11 protein-coding genes and 1 riboswitch are annotated in these 17,910 nt (G+C 35.8%); of the genes, 3 read left to right on the top strand and 8 right to left on the bottom strand.

From position 1 onward, the window contains the following. Window positions 1–3: 3 nt before the first annotated feature. The 4 genes from cobJ to CWS20_RS08545 form a co-directional block, all read right to left on the bottom strand. A complete protein-coding gene (cobJ, locus tag CWS20_RS08560; RefSeq protein ID WP_066198214.1) occupies window positions 4–1,632 on the bottom strand; it encodes a precorrin-3B C(17)-methyltransferase in 1,629 nt (542 codons plus the stop codon). A 138-nt stretch (window positions 1,633–1,770) separates the two neighbouring features. Further along, window positions 1,771–1,947: riboswitch (cobalamin riboswitch) on the bottom strand. 237 nt (window positions 1,948–2,184) lie between these two features. Next, a complete protein-coding gene (locus CWS20_RS08555) occupies window positions 2,185–2,463 on the bottom strand; it encodes a hypothetical protein (protein ID WP_066198216.1) in 279 nt (92 codons plus the stop codon). 187 nt (window positions 2,464–2,650) lie between these two features. Beyond that, a complete protein-coding gene (locus CWS20_RS08550) occupies window positions 2,651–3,526 on the bottom strand; it encodes a hypothetical protein (RefSeq protein WP_066198219.1) in 876 nt (291 codons plus the stop codon). Beyond that, window positions 3,513–4,460: a WD40/YVTN/BNR-like repeat-containing protein gene (locus CWS20_RS08545; protein ID WP_066198223.1), complete on the bottom strand. Its 948-nt coding sequence runs from the start codon at window positions 4,458–4,460 to the stop codon at window positions 3,513–3,515. The genes CWS20_RS08550 and CWS20_RS08545 overlap by 14 nt, the downstream gene beginning before the upstream one ends. A gap of 882 nt (window positions 4,461–5,342) precedes the next feature. Between CWS20_RS08545 and CWS20_RS08540 the strand changes: the two genes are divergently transcribed. Genes CWS20_RS08540 through CWS20_RS08530 form a run of 3 tightly spaced genes read left to right on the top strand, consistent with a single transcriptional unit; the run spans window position 5,343 to window position 9,026 of the window. Further along, the gene (locus CWS20_RS08540) at window positions 5,343–6,428 is read left to right on the top strand and encodes a GerAB/ArcD/ProY family transporter (RefSeq protein ID WP_066198226.1); all 1,086 of its coding nucleotides are present in this window, start codon (window positions 5,343–5,345) and stop codon (window positions 6,426–6,428) included. Beyond that, window positions 6,421–7,854: a spore germination protein gene (locus tag CWS20_RS08535; protein ID WP_066198229.1), complete on the top strand. Its 1,434-nt coding sequence runs from the start codon at window positions 6,421–6,423 to the stop codon at window positions 7,852–7,854. The genes CWS20_RS08540 and CWS20_RS08535 overlap by 8 nt, the downstream gene beginning before the upstream one ends. A gap of 2 nt (window positions 7,855–7,856) precedes the next feature. Further along, window positions 7,857–9,026, top strand: a complete 1,170-nt coding sequence (locus tag CWS20_RS08530; protein ID WP_066198234.1) for a Ger(x)C family spore germination protein — start codon at window positions 7,857–7,859, stop codon at window positions 9,024–9,026. Window positions 9,027–9,745: 719 nt separating this feature from the next. Here the strand turns inward: CWS20_RS08530 and CWS20_RS08520 are convergent. From CWS20_RS08520 to CWS20_RS08505, 4 genes are read right to left on the bottom strand one after another with little or no spacing between them, the layout of a single operon-like run. Continuing rightward, on the bottom strand, window positions 9,746–14,209 hold the full coding sequence (locus CWS20_RS08520; protein WP_066198237.1) for a coiled-coil domain-containing protein: 4,464 nt from the start codon (window positions 14,207–14,209) through the stop codon (window positions 9,746–9,748). Further along, entirely contained in the window at window positions 14,187–14,936 is a 750-nt protein-coding gene (locus CWS20_RS08515) for a DUF6063 family protein (protein ID WP_241504158.1), read from the bottom strand. Before CWS20_RS08515 ends, CWS20_RS08520 begins: the two co-directional genes overlap by 23 nt. Then, complete coding sequence (locus tag CWS20_RS08510) at window positions 14,933–16,444, bottom strand: hypothetical protein (protein WP_241504157.1); 1,512 nt, start codon at window positions 16,442–16,444, stop codon at window positions 14,933–14,935. The genes CWS20_RS08515 and CWS20_RS08510 overlap by 4 nt, the downstream gene beginning before the upstream one ends. Continuing rightward, window positions 16,435–17,532, bottom strand: a complete 1,098-nt coding sequence (locus tag CWS20_RS08505) for a Wadjet anti-phage system protein JetD domain-containing protein (RefSeq protein WP_066198247.1) — start codon at window positions 17,530–17,532, stop codon at window positions 16,435–16,437. Before CWS20_RS08505 ends, CWS20_RS08510 begins: the two co-directional genes overlap by 10 nt. Window positions 17,533–17,910 lie beyond the last annotated feature (378 nt).

Here is a 17,910-nt window from a genome sequence, read left to right as displayed (position 1 = left end):
CTCCTAATCTCCACAGGGTGCTGGCTCTACCTCGATTTTGGAGCTCATATCGTGGTAGTTAAAATGCTGAATTTTTTTCACTCGTTTAAAATATTTAAAAAGTCGTTCATTTGGATGGGCATTTTCTTTGTATTCTTCTATTATTTTAGTTAATAGCGGCAATAATTGATCTGGTTCTAACCCTTCTGCAACGGGCTGAGCAGCATGGGCTGTACGGCCAACTGGCTTTGCGCCAATAAATAAATCAAACTTTTTCTTGCGGTAAACAATTCCTATATCATCAAATACCGCGCGATAACATGCCATGCCGCAACCATTAAAACCAATATGCAATTCTTTCGGAAGCTTTATCCCCCCTAATTTAGCAGCAATTTCTTCTGCATATGGGATAGAGTCAGCTTTTTCCCCGTAACAAAAATCACAAGCCTTTAAATTTACAACATCGCCTACTGGCATGACGACCAAGTTACTTTGTTCAAGTTTTTTAACAATCGTTTCAGGTTGATCTGTAGGAAGCTTCACTAAAAAACGATGATCAGGTGTATATTCTAGTGTGCCTTTCTCGCCGATGGCTTCTGCTAATACACGCATTTGCTCTGGCGTAATCATTTTATTTGCAACACCAGGCGACACGGAAAATTCAAATACATCTTCAATCGGCTGCTGTACTAAAAATGGATTTTCTAATTCGGTTTTTGTCACCATAGATAAAGCTTTAAAAGCCATATCTACTGAGCTGATTTCTTGTTTCGGTTTTACGATTTGCTCATATCCAGATTGCGCTTCACCTGTATCTTGGTCTAATGCCCATGGCTCCGCTTCCTTTTTCAAGCGCTGGTGCGGTTTTAAACTTTGTTTTCCTTCACCTAACGTATATTTGCGCTGATATCCTCGTGGAGTGATGATTTTATTGTCATAAAAGAACGTAGATGAGTTCCCGATTATGACTGTTGTCAGCATTCCTATATCGTGTTCAAGCATTTCCGCCAGTGTTGTCAAAACTACATTCTGGTTTTCACGATAAGCGCTTTTCACAAGCCCCACTGGTGTATCAGGTGAACGATATTTCAGTAAAATATTTTGTGCTTCCACAATTTGTCGTGTCCGCCGTCCGCTTTTCGGGTTATATAAAGCAATCACAAAATCAGCCATGCCAGCCGCTTCAATCCGCTTGGCAATAACCGTCCAAGGCGTTAAATGGTCACTTAAACTGATCGTGCATGAATCATGCATGACTGGCGCGCCCAATATGCTCGCACATGAATTAATTGCCGATATACCAGGAACAATTTCCACAGCAACACCATCTTTCTCAGTCCAGCCCATTTCAACGAGCACTTCATACACTAAACCGGCCATGCCATATACACCTGAATCGCCACTTGAAATAACAGAGACGATATTGCCAGCTTCAGCCTGCTTTACGGCTTCTTGTGCGCGCGAAACCTCTTCTGTCATCCCTGTACTAACAATGGATTTAGCGGTGACTAAATGTTCAATTAACTCGACATATGTTTTATAGCCAATAATATTATCACTTTGCTGTAAGGCATCGATCGCTCGTTTTGTTATATGCTCGCTGTCTCCGGGACCGAAACCAACAACAAAAATCTTTCCTTTATTCTTATTCATAGGCATTCCTCCAAATAAAAAATGCCTGTGCTCCTTTACATAGGAATACAGGCATGCGAAATTACAATATAAAAAATTATACTGAACCACAAAAACAATAGGTATTATTGTCTCGCCTATACTTCTCCCTCCGAAAAGCAAGTGTCGTTTAAATAAGCAGGTTTCCTGACTTCAGCTTCATTTTACTCTTACGCCTTCCCAATTTCTCAGTGGCATGTAATTTCATCAGCTTTTACAGTAGCGGGGGCTGTACTAGACTTTCACTAGCTTCCCTTTTAACTCACAAATGTGAGCACTTATTTAAATTGATTTATTAAATTATTTTAAATATAACATATTATCTATTAATCTCGAAAGTGAAAATTGTATATTTTTGAAAATATCACAACAATTATGTAGAATGATGTAGAAATTTCATCCTTTGCGATTCATTTACATGAAGCAGATCTCTAAGATATTTTTTGGCGACAATAATAGCTAAATTCACCAATACAATAAAGACATAAAAAGATACACGCCTATAACTTCGCATAATAGATTTTGATTGAAACGCTACTTTTTACGCTTAAAATAAACATTTACTACACTAAAATAAATCAGTGCAGAACAAAATAAAAAAACTAAAAAATCTTTTATTTCATTTGTTTTTAAAATTAATTCTTTATTATAAAAAAATTCCATATGTTCATTTACAGATACTGGTATGGTAAAGATTGATAACATCCACCCTATAAAAGTTAAAAGGCCGTACATGTTTAAAAAAATTCTGGTGCTTATTTCTCTTTTTGTTACTATCTCAGTATTTTGTGATGTTTGTGATTGCATTTGCAAAATAGGTACGCCCTCCTTAATAAGCTTCTAGTTATCTGTACGAATGATGATCAAAAAGGTTTCCATATTTTTCAAACACCTTTAGTTTTCTCCCATTAAGTAAGGCATTCCATAAGTAAAGGAATGCCTGACTATTTTGTATATAATTCTTTCAAACAAGTTTCTGCCATATCCATTTCATATGGTTTCAGTCACTGCCCTCATTGTGAAGTCTATAAGTAAGAGTATATGGTTTATTTTTTTCTAACGTTGCTTTATATAAACTAATCGTTCCAGTAGGAGCTGTGTTAGCAGCGGAATGAACGTCGAAATCTTCGTTTAATGATAAGGTCCATGCTGCTTCATTATTTTTCATTAAAACGACTGCAAGCGTGCCAAACTGGACGATATCGTCCCATTGAAATGAATCTGTTGTTCCGTTTTCAGTTACAGTGATTCCTTCTGTATTACTCTCGACCTCGATATCATCGAATTGCCAGCGGCCGTGAATTTCGGCTCCTACATAATAATAGGCAAGGCCGCCACCTCGGTCACCATACGTAGCGATAAATTGTTGAACGGTTTGATTTTCTATTTTATATGTCAGTACTGCAATATCGTTTGCAAGCCATTCAACCTTTACCTCTCCATCTATTTGATTATGCAGTCTTTCTTTTGGCCGGGCTAATATCCCATAATACGATCGATAGTAAATGGCGTCTCCACTTTCAACATTTTCTTTGATAGATAATACATGTTTCCAATCAGGTGAAAGGCTTGTAATATGATTGACTTCCTGGTTGCTTTTAACAAGCAGGCCACCTGAAGAAATGATAAATAAGATGATCACACAAAGTGTAACTAGTTTGACCGCTTTATTGATTTCAAGTAAAAACCATATAGCTAATGCTAAACATAATGCACAAGCGATATTGATGATATAGAAAAGGCGGTCGTCAATATACTCTGCTTGATATTTAGCATTTACAAATAAATAACCGATCTGCACACAGAACAAGCCTAGCGCACAAATAAATAATATCCAGCCAGCAGGCTTGCTCAGCCGTTTTCTATTCTGCTTCATTTGGCTTTACCTCCTCGACGAAATCCCATGTATTACCATTATCTTCAGAAGTAAATTTTCCCTTCACTTTACCGCCGTCATAATCACCATTTGGACCTTGATTGACCAATACTGCTAAATGATTCCCTTCTTTAAATGGAATTTCTGCGGAAACAAAAATATGTTGGTATTCATCTGGTATACGAAAGACAGCACTTTCCCAAGATTGTCCTCCATCTTTTGTCAAATAAAGATCAGGCTCTTCAGGATTAATTGTTCCAAAGGATAGAAAGCCTAATGACTCATCTATGAAACCGCCATCCGAAATTAATCTTGTATTGCCAGAATGGTTTGTCTCTGTCCAGCTTTTCCCGCCATCATTTGTTAAAAATACGGTCGAAAACTCCTGTGACATCGTGCGATCCCCTGATATAATCACATATCCAAAATGATTATTTAAAAAATCTACCTTTCTAAAACGAATAGGTGGAAAAGAATCAGTCACAACGGTGTGCTCCCAAGTTTTTCCTTGATTAATAGAATAGGTGACTACTATTTTTTTGCTGTCCCAATTTGGTCCTTCGGAATACAAAAATGCAAGTCGATTTTCATTAAGAATGTAGCTCCCATCGATTAATTGTTGCTTGTTTCCATTATATTCTCCGTCAAATAATTGGTCTGTCTCAAGTGGGACTCTCACCCAATCCTTCCCTTTATTTAAGGTGATATTAAGCTCGTTATTTTGCAGTGAATAACTTATGGTCTCATTATTTATCGATTGTAATGGATCAGGCTGAGGCTGTTCTAATTTACCTGGCGAAGATTGACCATTTTCCTCAACGATTTTGTGGCTTAAAGGCGGATGCTTGACTTTAATAGATTTTTGAAAATAAACCGTTCCTATTGTGAGAGACATGATGATGACGCTTGTTACGATGATGATGAAATTTTTCAATATAAGGACTCCTTATGTACAGTATTATTATTCTTCTAAAGTTTTGTTGTTTCACGTTTAATAGTTTTGGAATCTCCTACAGACTAGCCTATATAAAATGACAATGAAAAAAATAAAGCTAAATCATGCTGTCGTTTCAAGCACTTTACCTCTATATTACCATTTAATGGTTTGTTGTGTCGGTGTATTTATGGATTAAGATGTGCAAAAATGAAAACACACTTAAAAGATATCTATATCGCACTTCTAAAGCTGTTAGCAATTCTGATTAGGTAGCAACTAATTGCACAAATAAAGAGGCTTCCTCAAAAGAGCCCTTTAAAGAAAAACCTCGAGATGTAATAAAGCATCTCAAAGGTTTTGCGTATTTTAGACAAATATATCACTTGGAGTGGCAATGACTTCTTTCTATTGTGTGTTCGTCACTTTATTTGCTGTTTAAAGTGGCGATCTCTTCTTTCAATTAAAACTTCATTTCCTGGTTTAGCTAGAAAAAAGAGGCTGACCCAATAGGTGTCAATTTCATGAACCTTTTCGGTCAGCCCCTCTGATATCTTTTACTCAACATCCTAATCTGCAGCTCATCGTGCGACAAGCAAGCAGAGTATGTACAATTAGATTAAGCCCACATTTATTTTCCCTTTCTTTCCAAACTCCTCCAAATATCTATAAAAATAATATTCAACAAGTAATATCAATACTTACTATATTATCGATTCATTAAAGTTGAATAAATGTCGGGATTGTCGGCCATGGTTTTATGGTGAAATCCTTATTTAGATTCTTACCAAAGTTGGAGTATTTACAAAATCCAATCTTAAAATAGCATAATTAAACAGAGGAAACACATACTACCATTACTAAATAAATTTGGTGGTGAATATGAGGTTTTCTCGCCTGCAATTATCGTTTGTCCTTCTATTATTTATTGGCATTTCCAATCATGTGTTAATTCTTCCGCATCTGCTTGGGATAGCCAAGCGTGACGCTTGGATTTGCATTTTGATTGGTTATGCGATTTTAATATTATGGGCTGTAATATTTACGCTGATTTTTTCAAAAAATAAAGAAAGAGTCCATCTTTTAACATGGTTAAAATTACGTACAGGTAAATTAATTAGTTATGTAATTATGTTTTTATTTATGCTTTATATTTTGGTGATAAGTTTTATATCACTGTTTGATTTAATTCAAACGATGCACATCTATTTTCTGCCGATGACATCAACCTGGGTTATAATCCTTCCTTTCTTACTCCTATGTATTTGGGCGGCTTCTGCTGGTTTAAAAACGATTGTATATACTTCAGCAGTTGTATTGCCGATTGTTTGGATGTTAGGGTATTTTGTCGCCTTTACAACGATGGAGGAAAAAGACTATTCCTATCTCTTTCCAATTTTTTCAGATGATGAAGCATCTTTGCTTAATGGAATTGTGGTGGTTTTAGGCGGAAGTGTAGATTTATTAGTTTTATTCTTAATGCAGCATTATTTTAATAAGCCAATTACATACGTATATTTGTTCATTTTAATTACCTTTTTAATCAGTCTCATATTAGGACCTACAATGGGATCAATTGCATCCTTTGGCCCTAGTGTTGCTGAAAACATGCGATTTCCTGCGTTTGAACAATGGAGATTGGTTACCATTGGAGAAATGATTTCTCATGTTGATTCACTTGCTGTTTTTCAGCTTCTTAGTGGAGTTGTAATAAGAGTAACATTGTGTTTATTTTTCATCCCGGAAGTGTTCAATATTCAGTCTGAAAAAATTAAAAAAATAATGATTATTGTTTTCGCCTTTTGTCTAATGATGGCAGCAAATTATCAAATAAGCGACATTTTAGTGCAAAAAATAATAAAAGAGTATTTCTATAAATATTCATTACTGTTTGGAGCAGGGATGACTTTCCTGCTGTTGATTATTAGTTACCTTCCTAGAAAGAAAGGATTACAAAAGTATGAGTGAAGATAATCGGCTACAAAAATTTAATCGTTTATTAAAGCAGGGTAAACTAGAAATAAGTGATTTAAAACACTTATTTTCAACGTTATCGGATATAACATTTATTACCCATTCAGAGGTTACCGGGTTTTATATTAATGGCATGATAGACAGGGTCCAATTCAATGAATACATCAATAAATTATTTACCTACTTTAATGATAATCGAAAAGTAAATACGAGCGATACAATACCGCCAATAATGAACATTTTAGATGTGAATGAAATGATGGATAAAGTTTTCTCAGGTACGATTATCTTTTATAAAACGAATGAAACTGCTTTCTATGGAGTTGATATATCTAAAGTTCCTCAAAGAGAGCCTGAAGAATCAAAAACAGAAGTATCTTTAAAAGGACCAAGAGATGGCTTTACTGAAGAATTAGATATTAATATATCTCTTATTCGCAAAAGGCTAAAAACAGGAAAATTGAGCAGCGAATCTTTTGAAATTGGTTCATTAAGCCAGACAAAAATCACTTTACTTTACCTAAATAATAAAGCAGAAAGTAGCACAATAAATGAAGCACGTGAGCGAATAAAGAAAATTGAGGCAGAAAGTATCGTTAGCTCTGGACAATTAGAGCAATGGATATCTGATCATACTTTCTCGCTTTTTCCACTTTTAGACTATATTACTCGACCTGACTTTGCAGTTGAATGCTTATTGCGAGGAAGATTTATTATCATAGTCGATGGATCTCCTTCCGTTCTAATTGGTCCGATGAATTTATTTGCTTTGTTAAAGTCGCCTGAAGATGTGCATTTTCCATTTTATATTGTAGCGTTTCAAAGACTATTAAGAGTCTTCGGACTTTTCATTGCGATATTTTCACCTGCGATGTATGTGGCTATAACTAATGTAAATGTCGATCAAGTTCCGTTTTCATTATTAGCCACAATCGTTATGTCTAGGCAAGGTCTTCCGCTTTCTTTGCCCTTAGAATCCTTTTTAGTACTATTATTATTTGAGTTATTAAGGGAAGCGGGCATTCGCATGCCGACAGCTGTAGGGCAAACGATTTCTATTGTTGGCGGATTAATCATTGGTGATGCGGCTATTAGAGCTGGACTTGCTTCACCTACTTTGCTTGTTGTTGCCGCTGTTGCTGCTGTAGCAACATATACATTAGTAAACCAATCTTTAACTGGTACTGTTACAATTCTAAGAATATATACAATGCTCATTGCCACTTTTTTTGGAGTATATGGATTTGCACTTAGCGTTTTAAGCATTATTGTTTACTTGACTCAATTAGAATCATTTAAACTTTCATACCTTGCACCTCTAACTTCATTAAGCTTTAAGGAATATCTTTCCACGTTTTTAACGAACCCATTTAGACGTCGTAAATCATCTACCAAACTTCTTCAAAAAAGGAGTAAGTAAGTATGCATCGACTTTTTTTAAAAAAGTACATTTATTTGATTCTTATTCTATCCATTGTTATTTCTGGATGTAAAACAGATATGAAGGAAATTCAGCACCTGAATTACGCCACTGCTCTTGGGGTGGATTTTGTTGATGGAAAGTACCATTTATTTGTGCAATTAATCGGGCTGGATGCAGTCGCAAAACGTGAAGGAGAGGTAAGTACACCTCTTACATATGTTTCTGAATCAACCGGCGCCACTTTCCTGGATGCATTTTTTGATTTATACAAGACTGGCCAAGAAAAGTTTGTATGGGCACATATTACTGCGATTGTTATTAGTGAATCAGTATTGAAAGAGGGTTTAGAAGATGTATTAGATGAACTAACAAGGTACTATGAATTTAGATTGACGCCGTGGATATTTGCAACCGTTGATCCTATAGAAAAAGTATTATCTACGCTTGGACTTTTTAACCAGCCGACTCTAGAAACAATTATGCATAATCCAGAAAGAATGAACAAACAAAATTCATTAGTTCGACCTATAAAGCTTTATCAATTTTTTAGAGAAGTACTAGAGCCAGCACGGACAACCTATTTGCCTTCACTTACTATTAACAAAAAGCAATGGACTAAAAATCAAAAAGATGAAAACAAGCTTGCCCTTGATGGAGCTTTTTTTGTGCAGAACCATCAATATAAAGGCTATTTTACTTTGGACGAACTAAAAGGTATTCGCTGGATATCGCCTAAGTCTGAAAGAGTGGCATTAAAAGTTCCTGAAAATAAATCTGAAAATACGATTGTTGTTTTTGAAGACGTTAAATCAAATATTTCTGTTGAGAATCCAAATAATTTAACATACAGGATTAACGTATCTGCGGAAGGAAGTATCGGTAACAAAGTAGTCAACCATGAGAGCTATAACCATTTGCTAGAAAAAACGAAGGAAAGTATGGAAAAGGAAATTAAGGAACTATATCATTTAAGCAAGGAAAAAAATACAGATTTTTTAAATTTGGAGCATAGTTATTATCGAAAACATTATAAAAAATGGAAAAAAATAGAACAAAACGAATTATTTTTAGCCAAAACGGATATTAATATCTCGTTAGAGCTTACAATAGAACATACAGGAGCTTTTAAAAATTATAAGTTTGAAACCGTCACGAATGATAAAAAATAATTATTGATTTAGAGTTTTTTCAGCATGGAGCCCAATTTCAAACTTTTTAAATATGAATGCTTTGGGCTCCAACTTAAAACATTTATACTTATCCCTATAAAAATATTTTAAATCAAAAGCAGTATTATAATTACTTTTTCCGGTATTCTATGTGCCAGTGCAAGTAAACATACGTGCTCATTGTCACCAAACCATCCACAGAATGTGCTCCTTTGGTTCAGTCTTCATAACTATGACCATTTTTTCTAATTCGACTTATTAAGGTTTCAGACTGTTTAAGTCTTGCAATCGTTGGCTTTGAAGATGCTGTTGGAACAGACAGGGGCTATATTTCGTGCAAGTTATCATGTGGTCGTAAGTTTAATCACCACAGGCATGAGTATCTTTCATAATGGATCGCTCGTAAAAATGCCTCTCTATTTTCTTATATTAAGTACAGAAATGTTCGTTCTTAGCAGAATGTTATTCGTCAACAAGGTTAAAACTATTAATTTTAAGAAACTCATGAATAAACCGCCCATTAAAAGTAAGTTTTTTAAAGGGCGGTTCTTTTTTTAGAAAGCAGATGTATTTTTACTATGAGAGAAGCAGTCTGATTTATATTTATGCATTTCTTATTCTGTTAACCCCGTATTATTTGTAATAATATACAAATATTTTTATTTTTATAAAAAAATCTCACTTTCTATTAAAAAGTGAGATTCTTACCGTTAATCATTTTAATTATTTACTTCTTCTCCCTGATAAATCCGAAATGCAGGTACTACCGTATCAGAAACAATTTCTTTTCCTTTTTCACGAATAAAGTCTAATTTATAATAAGCATCGAAACGTTGGCTAATTTCTGTTTTGACAAGCTCTGGCGGTGTAACGACGATAAATTGGAATTTCAGCTTTTCTGCCACTGCAAAGATTGGATCAAGCACATGTGCAGATGCAGCTTGTCCAAACGGGTTGTCGCATACTAAAGGAACCCAGCTTTGATCTGTTTCACTTTTTACAGACAATAGCATCATCATCATGACCATTCTTGCTGACAGTTTTTGACCCCCGCTTCCATCTGATTTTGTTCGCGATCCTTGATTGATTGTCTGCCATGTTGAATAATGTTCCTTTTTCGGCTTACCATACATAAAGGCATTATCTGTTCTCATGTTATAGACTAGCAGCTCAGGATAGCGATTCCGTAAAGAGATAAACAATATTTGCTCATCGTTGATAAGCTGTTTAATTTCCTGATCAAGCGTTCGATTATTGTCATCGATCAGATCGAACTGACTGGTGATTTTGTTAATAGCAGTGACGAAATGCTGCTTCAAAAGCGGTTCAATATCCTCGGCTTTTTTAGGAAGGATATCGTCTTTGAGCTGAACGAGCGGGAATGATCCTCGTTCGTTCTTTAATTTCATTTTAGCAATCATTGAACGGATGGCTTCTGCGATGCTCATAACTTTCATGCTGGCGCGACTGGCCCAGAAGTTCTGAGCCTTTTCAGCCCGTTCCTTGTCGCGCTCTAATTGTTCAAGACCGCTTTGCGAGAAGCGCTTCATATTTTTTACTATACTTTGAATATGTTCATAATGCCGTGTATCCATATGGTCAAGGGTGGTTAAGACTTCATTTTTAAAGCGATTCTCCCAATCTTTTCCTTCAATCGCCAGCTTTAAATTCCGCAATGATTGATCGATTTTTGCATGCTTCTCTTGGCCTTCTTCTTGAATTGCTTGATGCTCTTCACACCATGCTAGGATGCATGCTTTACCTTGGGTTTTAATTTTTTCTAAAGCTGCTTCATCAAAAGCTGCCGCTTCCTCTTTTAAAATTACAGATAATGTAAGTAAGTCACCTTCATAGCCAGCAATATGCGCATCTGTTTCTTTTAATCGTTTTTCGGTCTGCTTCACTTCATTTTTTGTTATTTTAGTTTGGTCTTTAATTTCGATTTCCTTTACTTCTAATTCAAGCTCTTCCCAGCCTTCAGGCTGCCTCTCATGTTTTTCAACCTTCTTCCCAGCTTTCTCACGTTGTTCGGCCGCATGCTGTAATGAAGTTTCTGCAACTGTTACGGCAGTTCCTTGCTCACGTTCCTCTTTTTCTGCGGCTTTCGCTTCCTTTTGAGCAGCTTGCAGCATATTTTCTAAAATACTTATTGGTTCTTCGGGTTCTGGAGACTCTTTCCAATTTTCAAGATATACACTTAATTTTTTCTCCAGCTTTTTCTGCTGCTTTTGTTCGCTTTCTTTTTTAGCTTGGATAATGAGCAGTTCTTTTGCTTGTTCTTCCTTCGATTTTTGAAGCTGCTTGAGTTCATCAATACTTCCATTTAATTCATCTAAAATATGTGGAGATAGGCGCGGAACTTCTTCTGATCGTTCCGCTTTTTCATTGGCAGGAAATACAGCCTCGTCTATAAATAGTGCAATCTCTTTTATATTTTGTTCAATGGCTAGCTTCCATTCCAAATACGTTTGATTCCACTTGCTTTCAAGCTCTACAATCGTTTCGTGCTCGTTTTCAATTTCTTGCTGCCCATCTAACTGCGCTTTCTTCTGTTTCTCTTTCTCTTGTTTTACGCGCTTATTTTCTAGCTGATGCTCCTTCTCCTGCTCAAAGCTCTGCAGTGCTTCCGTCTCTTTAATTAATTTTTCAATTTTTTGTTTAGTATACTCTATTTGTTCTTTTAGCTGAAGCTGTAATTCCTTCTCTTTATCCTGCTTAGTCGTGATTTGCTGTAATTCTGTTTTCTTAGAAAGAATCGTTGTCTGAGCGTTATTATAGGCTTTTTCAATATCACTGGAAAGCTCTCCTAATAAAAAACGATCGATTTCTTTTAAAATATTGCGCAAAGAAGTTTCTGTCTTATTTATTTCAGCCAGTGTCTCTTTTTTTTCTTCAATTTGCTTAGCAATACTTATTTTCCAATTTGTAAATTGATTTTTATTCGTTAAAAGTTCTGTTTCTTTACCATTAATCATGACAAACACTGACTGTTCGTTTCCTTTAGTCATTTCCTCGCGCAAAAAAATAGGAACAGGGCTTTTAAACATTCTTCCGGAAAGCACTTGCTTGTTTATTTTTTGCCATTGAGTTTGACTTACAATTAAACCATATGGAAGGAGCGGATAAGTTGTAAGGTTGGATGATAATTCTTCATCATTTAATGATTGGAGAAATTGCGTGCCGTAAAAGACATCAATTCCAGTTTTCTCATCTATCCATTCCTTTAGTTCCTTCACATCATTATTGGCAATCCAAAAATGTTCATCGTTCAGAGATTGATCAAGCTGTGTTTCCCAAAGCTCCTTTTTCACTTGCTCACTATCTTGGAGGTTTTGGTTCAATAGGTTCTCTATTTCAATCGAATACTTCGATAAAAGCGCATTTGTAAACGAATCGGCAACGTTATCTAACACACCGTGAAGTTTATCTAGCAGTTTAGTTTCTCTTCGCTTTTGCTTTTCATTATCCATTTTTAATTCTTCGCATTTTTCTTCAGCATACTGTACGGCTTGGACCAATGTACCATTTGAAGAGGCAAGAAGATTTTGCCGTTCCCTAGAATCTTTTTCTTTCGCTTGCAGAACTTCCAGCTCAGCTTTCTTTTCTTCGGTTTGGTTATAAAGATGGATAATATATCCTTTTAAGTCATATGTTATTCGATCACCAAATTGTTTAATTAGCCCTTCTTCTTTCGTCTCGAATGTATGAATTTGGCTATATAGAAAATCAATTTCTGTCGTTAGCTGTGCGATATCATTCGTCTTTTGTTTATCTTGGCGGGAAAGCTCCTTACCTTTTTTCTTTAAGAATTTTTGATAGCCAAAATACTGTTTAACAGATTGTTGTATCGCTAAAAAAGACTCATTCCATCTGCTTGCTGCTTTTGCTTTAATTTCATCCATACGCTGATTCACTTGCTCTAATCCGCTATTTTGCTCCAATATTTCTATTTGTTGAGAAAGAGAGCGTAGCGTTTGCTCGAATTCCCTCCACTCTTTCAATAAAACATGAAAAGCAAGCTGTTCTTTTCTGTCATTTTTTTGGTTAACTATTTCTTGCGTTGAAGTGTGTTTTTGCTTTTCTTCCGCTAACTTTTTTTCCCATTGGAGCATATCCCTATGGGCTTTTGCATACTCCAAATTGTCTTTTTGATAGCGTAAATCAGCTTGCCGATTCGTTAATTTTTCAATATCGCTACTTAAAGTAATTAGCGCTTCCTTTTCAGATTGAATCACATGCTCTAACGCACCAAGCAGCTGCCGACCTACCTTTGTGCTTGCATGAACAATCTCTTTATGCTCGACTCCTTTAGCAAGCTGCTCTTCGAAGGGAACGATATCCTCTAAAAACTCTTTATGCGCCTGCTCTCTTTTCAAAAGAACTGGCAGATCCTTCGCGATACTTGCCTGGCTCTTGAATATTTCAACTAGATCGCTGTCTTGATGTTCTGTACGATTTAAAACTTGACTAACTGTAGGAATAATCCTTTTTTGAAACAGAGAATGGTCATCCTCTGCACCTTCAAAGTATTTCCCTACTCCTCCTTCATCTTTGTTTATGTCTTTCATAATGTCCCAGTCTTTACGATTGATTCCGTATGTATCAAGGATGCGATAATGCTTTTTCGTATCTCGATAAACGTCATATCCATTCCATTTTAAATAATCCTTCAATGCTTCTGTCTCAGCTACTTCATCATTTTCAAAAAGAGGAATATGTTCAAGTGCTGCTTCGTCCTTACGCTCAAATTCCCTAGTATAAAATGTGATATTAGGTAGAATTTTAGCTTCTTGATCGAGTGTTTTATTCCCATTATCGTTTTCGTCACTTAGCGAGATGCGCTGTTCTGCTGAAAACATTCCTCCTGTAACAAGATGGCGGCGATCAGCTCCATCCAATTCCCATTGAATAAGAACATGAAATGTATATGGAATAAATTGCTCTTTATTATTAAAGAAGAATTGCTGGTAATAACGATTGTTTTGTTTTCCCCATGAAGTCCCTGGCTTGAGTATTTGGAAAATCGTTTGAAGAAACACGCCTTTTCCGCCGCCATTCATCATAGCAATCAGACCATTCGTTGAAGTATCTTCATTATGAAAATTAAAAGTCGTATCTTTATATTGCTTTTGCATTCCGTCATACTTAAGACCAACTATTCTAATTCGATGGATTTTCGGCATTTTCTTCCTCCTCTGCTGACATTAATTTTTTTAATAATTCATAACGATCATAATCATGATATAAATATTCAATTCGCTCAAAAAGCTCTGTTTTTGGTATCGCTTTTGGTATGTCGTCTCGATCTAAAATAGCGATCAGTCCCTCATTTTCAAGCAAGCGCATCGCGTTTGCAATTAAGCCGATACGCGTTCGTTTATTCCCTTTTTTTAACCCGTAATCTTCTGTGTCGACCTCCATATATTTCCACGAAGTTACAACTTCCTTCATATCAATCCGTTCTTCATCACCGAATGAAGGCTTAGCCTTAAGTATGGTATCCCAATTCATTATTAAATCATTGACTTGACGTTCTAAAGCGTAGTAGCTGATTCCTTCCCGCTTCGTGCGAATCATTGCTGCCTGATTGCGGTCTATTGCAGCAAGAAAAGCCATGATAATCATGCTTATAAGATGAAAGTGTTTTTTGGATTCTATTTGGCGATGCTTCTCTTTCATATGTGTGAAATTTGTTGCGAAAACTGAACCGGTAGGCTGTACAACTAGATGAATCCTTTTCGGTGATTCAATGATATATGTACCTGATTCATCTGCCAATAATAAAACAGTTTGTCTAACTTCTGGTTCAAAATAAGTTTGAAATTGCTCGCTATTTTCGTCAATCACTTTTTCTTTTAACAAAGTAAAATAGACGGCAGAAGCTTTTTTGATTGTTTCTGAATTCATCATTTCTCCTCCTGTACACATATTTTAAATGGGGTCATTTTTGTTTTGTACCAAATGAAGGGTTCAGCCTGATCATCAAACATTGTATAAAGCTTCATGCCCTCAAATATTTGAAATTGCGGATATTCCTTCATTAGTTTATAAAGAAGAATCTCTCTCTCATCACTTAATGTTTCTTCCTTCCGCTGCAACACTTGGACCTTCAACGGCTTCTTATCAAACATCATCCATAAATCAATTGTTTCTGATTCTTCAAACCATAAATCCTGTACTTCTAAAGGCATTGCAGATAGGTCTGCAAGTGAAAACTCTCGATAGGTTTGTAAATATTGAAATACATAGCTCCATGCTTTTATAACTGAATCCCAATTGGTTACACGCAATCGCGTAATATTTTCTTCACCTTCTTCATCAATAACAGGATCAATCATGGCTTTTTCAGCAAATTCTTGTTCACCCCAAACCCAATCAAGCGGCAATATAAATTCATTCTTTGGCGAAAACAATGGCGAAAGCAATTTTTCTACAACGTCAAACCGCTGAACGCCATCCTTCATTATCCTATTTTCATAAATGTGCTCGCGGAAAGAAACAATGCTGTTTTCCCAGAACAGTGAAGGATTTTCTGCTTTTAACTTCATTTCATATGAAATATTTTGAATGACGAGTTTGGCAAAGCGATCATGTAATTGTCTCGTATGGCGAATTTTTTCTTGGAGCAGGAAAAGCTCCTTTTGAATATAATCGGATTCTTCATTCCGCTGTTTTGTTTTCTCTAGCATAGAATGGATCGTACGAAAATGTTCTTTTTCCTCTTCAAATTGCTTTTCAATTTCAACACGATTATCGGCTCTTTGCCGTTCTTCTTCAACCAATAAAATTTTGGGATTATTGATCATTTCCTTCTGGAAAGTGAATTCATTTGCCATTAAGCGGTTTACACGTGAAATGAGGTGATCGAGGTTTCGGGTAGCTTTTCTAAAATTGCCGTTTTTAATTAACTGCATGCTATAAAGCTGTTCAATCGTTATTGAAAATTCCTCTGCCATTTCCCTGCTCATAAAAATCATTTCCTGAGCAACATCCGTTAGTTTATAAACAATGGCTCCGCCTATTTCTAAGTTTGTGTATAATTCATCCATTGTGACATAACGAAAAGTTTGCGTTTCCCATGTTTGTTTTATCTCGTCGTAGTAAAATGCCTCAAATGGTTTACTGTATTCCTCTTTACCCTGGTACAGAAGACCGCTTGTAATCCGTTCAATTTGTTTATCATCTGCTAATAGCTGCATTTGCTTAATTGAATCTTCCACCATATACTTTATATCTGATTTTCGCCTATCATCATTATCATTTAATTCTCTATAAAAGATGTTGAGGAGCACTTGCATGAGAATCGTTTGAATATATGGTTTTAGCTCGCCAACTTCCATTCCTCTTCCAAGTTCAAATAGAGGATTTAAGCGCTGCATCCTTTGGGAGAATCCGTCCCATGATTCGTTCACATCCATCTCCTCCATGTCTCTATTGTTAAAACTTCCTGCGGTATCCGCATATTTTGCTCCCATAATTGTATTAAGTGAAATTGCTCGTCTTCAGTAAACCATTGAAGGAATTGGTCACGATAAATGATATTGTTCGCTTCTGTCTTGTGTGGAATTTTTCTTTGTCCAGCACATTCAAGCATTTTACGGTAAATTTTCAATGCAGGCTGTATACAGCAAGCAGGGTATTTTTCAATAAGTCGGCTGATAATGGTATATCCACCAGCATCTAAATTCCCAGTATAATAAAATAAGTACGGCTTCTCAGGAAAGATTTGAAAGAAAAACGAAAAGCTCTGTTCAATCTTTGTCCCTTCACCATAAATAATTAATTCAGGTTCATAATCAAGCTGACCCGCTTCCAATAATTTTATAGAAGTATGAAAGAATGATAGATTTTCAACAATTAATACACGCTGGATATCGGTTATTTCTTTTCCTTGCTTCATCCAAAAAACAAAAGGCTCACTTAAGCGTACAATTTTAAGCTGTTCCTTTGCTACGCCTATTCGCGCCAAAAAGCCCTTCCCTTCAGGAAAGCTGTCAGCATCTATTAAGAAATTTTCATGACCGAAGAGCTCTACACTTCTTTCTTCCAATGATACTTCCTCTCGTTCCTGACTGGATTTTAGAAAAGTATATACATTTTTGATTCGAATCCATTCTTCTTCTGTTTGCCATTCTGGGTGGTGCTCGTAATAAGAGAAGTCAAAAAGATCGTTTAACTTCATCATTTCAAGACGATCCCATTTGGCGGACTGCAGCTTAATATTCACCCAGAAAAATAGCGGCAAAGATGGTGTTCTTCCATTATAAAGCGTATTTTGTATTGGAATGAGCTGGCCTTCCGACTGCAATGTTTCAATTGCATGATGGAACAATGTATAGCCATCCATTTCGTAATAATTATCCAAAAGCTTGCGCAGTTGAAATTCCAAATCGTTAATATTGATTTTCTTCTTTTGATTTGGGTGCTGAATATCGCTAATAAATCCTCTTACGAGTGTTTCAATGATATCGATGTTGCTCACCTTCTTAAATCTTGTTTGTTCCATAAGTATGATCCATATTTCTATGAATTGGTTTATGTATATCCTTTTCATTATAAACTAGTTGAGTTATGGATGAAAAAATTAAATGTCATTTGTTTTTAAGTTACATTATCAGGGAATATGCAAACCTCGAAATAGGTAAATGAGGCATACGAAGAGTAAATTCAGGTGTGAAAAATTTAGAGGAGCTGATTTTATAGCATGAATGGCTGATCATATGGCAAGAGAAGAATGCAATTACATAAAAAAGCTTGCAGAATCATCTGATACGCTGATGCCGAATTGTGCTCCAACCAAACGGCAGACTGAAAAACCGTTTTAGTGAAAAGTCGTGGAATCGGTCAAGAAACAAAAAGACGTGGATTCCACGATTTTATTATT

It is taken from the genome of Cytobacillus horneckiae, assembly GCF_002835735.1.
GTDB classification, from domain to species: Bacteria; Bacillota; Bacilli; order Bacillales; family Cytobacillaceae; genus Cytobacillus; species Cytobacillus horneckiae.
Note: the sequence above shows the minus strand (reverse complement) of the source record. Positions and strands in the feature narration are given on the sequence as shown.

Bases quoted from the DNA above. Each gene is read 5' to 3' on its own strand.
- cobJ (WP_066198214.1), bottom strand. From the start codon at position 1,632: ATGAATAAGAATAAAGGAAAGATTTTTGTTGTTGGTTTCGGTCCCGGA.
- CWS20_RS08550 (WP_066198219.1), bottom strand. From the start codon at position 3,526: ATGAAGCAGAATAGAAAACGGCTGAGCAAGCCTGCTGGCTGGATATTA.
- CWS20_RS08540 (WP_066198226.1), top strand. From the start codon at position 5,343: ATGAGGTTTTCTCGCCTGCAATTATCGTTTGTCCTTCTATTATTTATT.
- CWS20_RS08535 (WP_066198229.1), top strand. From the start codon at position 6,421: ATGAGTGAAGATAATCGGCTACAAAAATTTAATCGTTTATTAAAGCAG.
- CWS20_RS08530 (WP_066198234.1), top strand. From the start codon at position 7,857: ATGCATCGACTTTTTTTAAAAAAGTACATTTATTTGATTCTTATTCTA.
- CWS20_RS08520 (WP_066198237.1), bottom strand. From the start codon at position 14,209: ATGCCGAAAATCCATCGAATTAGAATAGTTGGTCTTAAGTATGACGGA.
- CWS20_RS08515 (WP_241504158.1), bottom strand. From the start codon at position 14,936: ATGATGAATTCAGAAACAATCAAAAAAGCTTCTGCCGTCTATTTTACT.
- CWS20_RS08510 (WP_241504157.1), bottom strand. From the start codon at position 16,444: ATGGATGTGAACGAATCATGGGACGGATTCTCCCAAAGGATGCAGCGC.
- CWS20_RS08505 (WP_066198247.1), bottom strand. From the start codon at position 17,532: ATGGAACAAACAAGATTTAAGAAGGTGAGCAACATCGATATCATTGAA.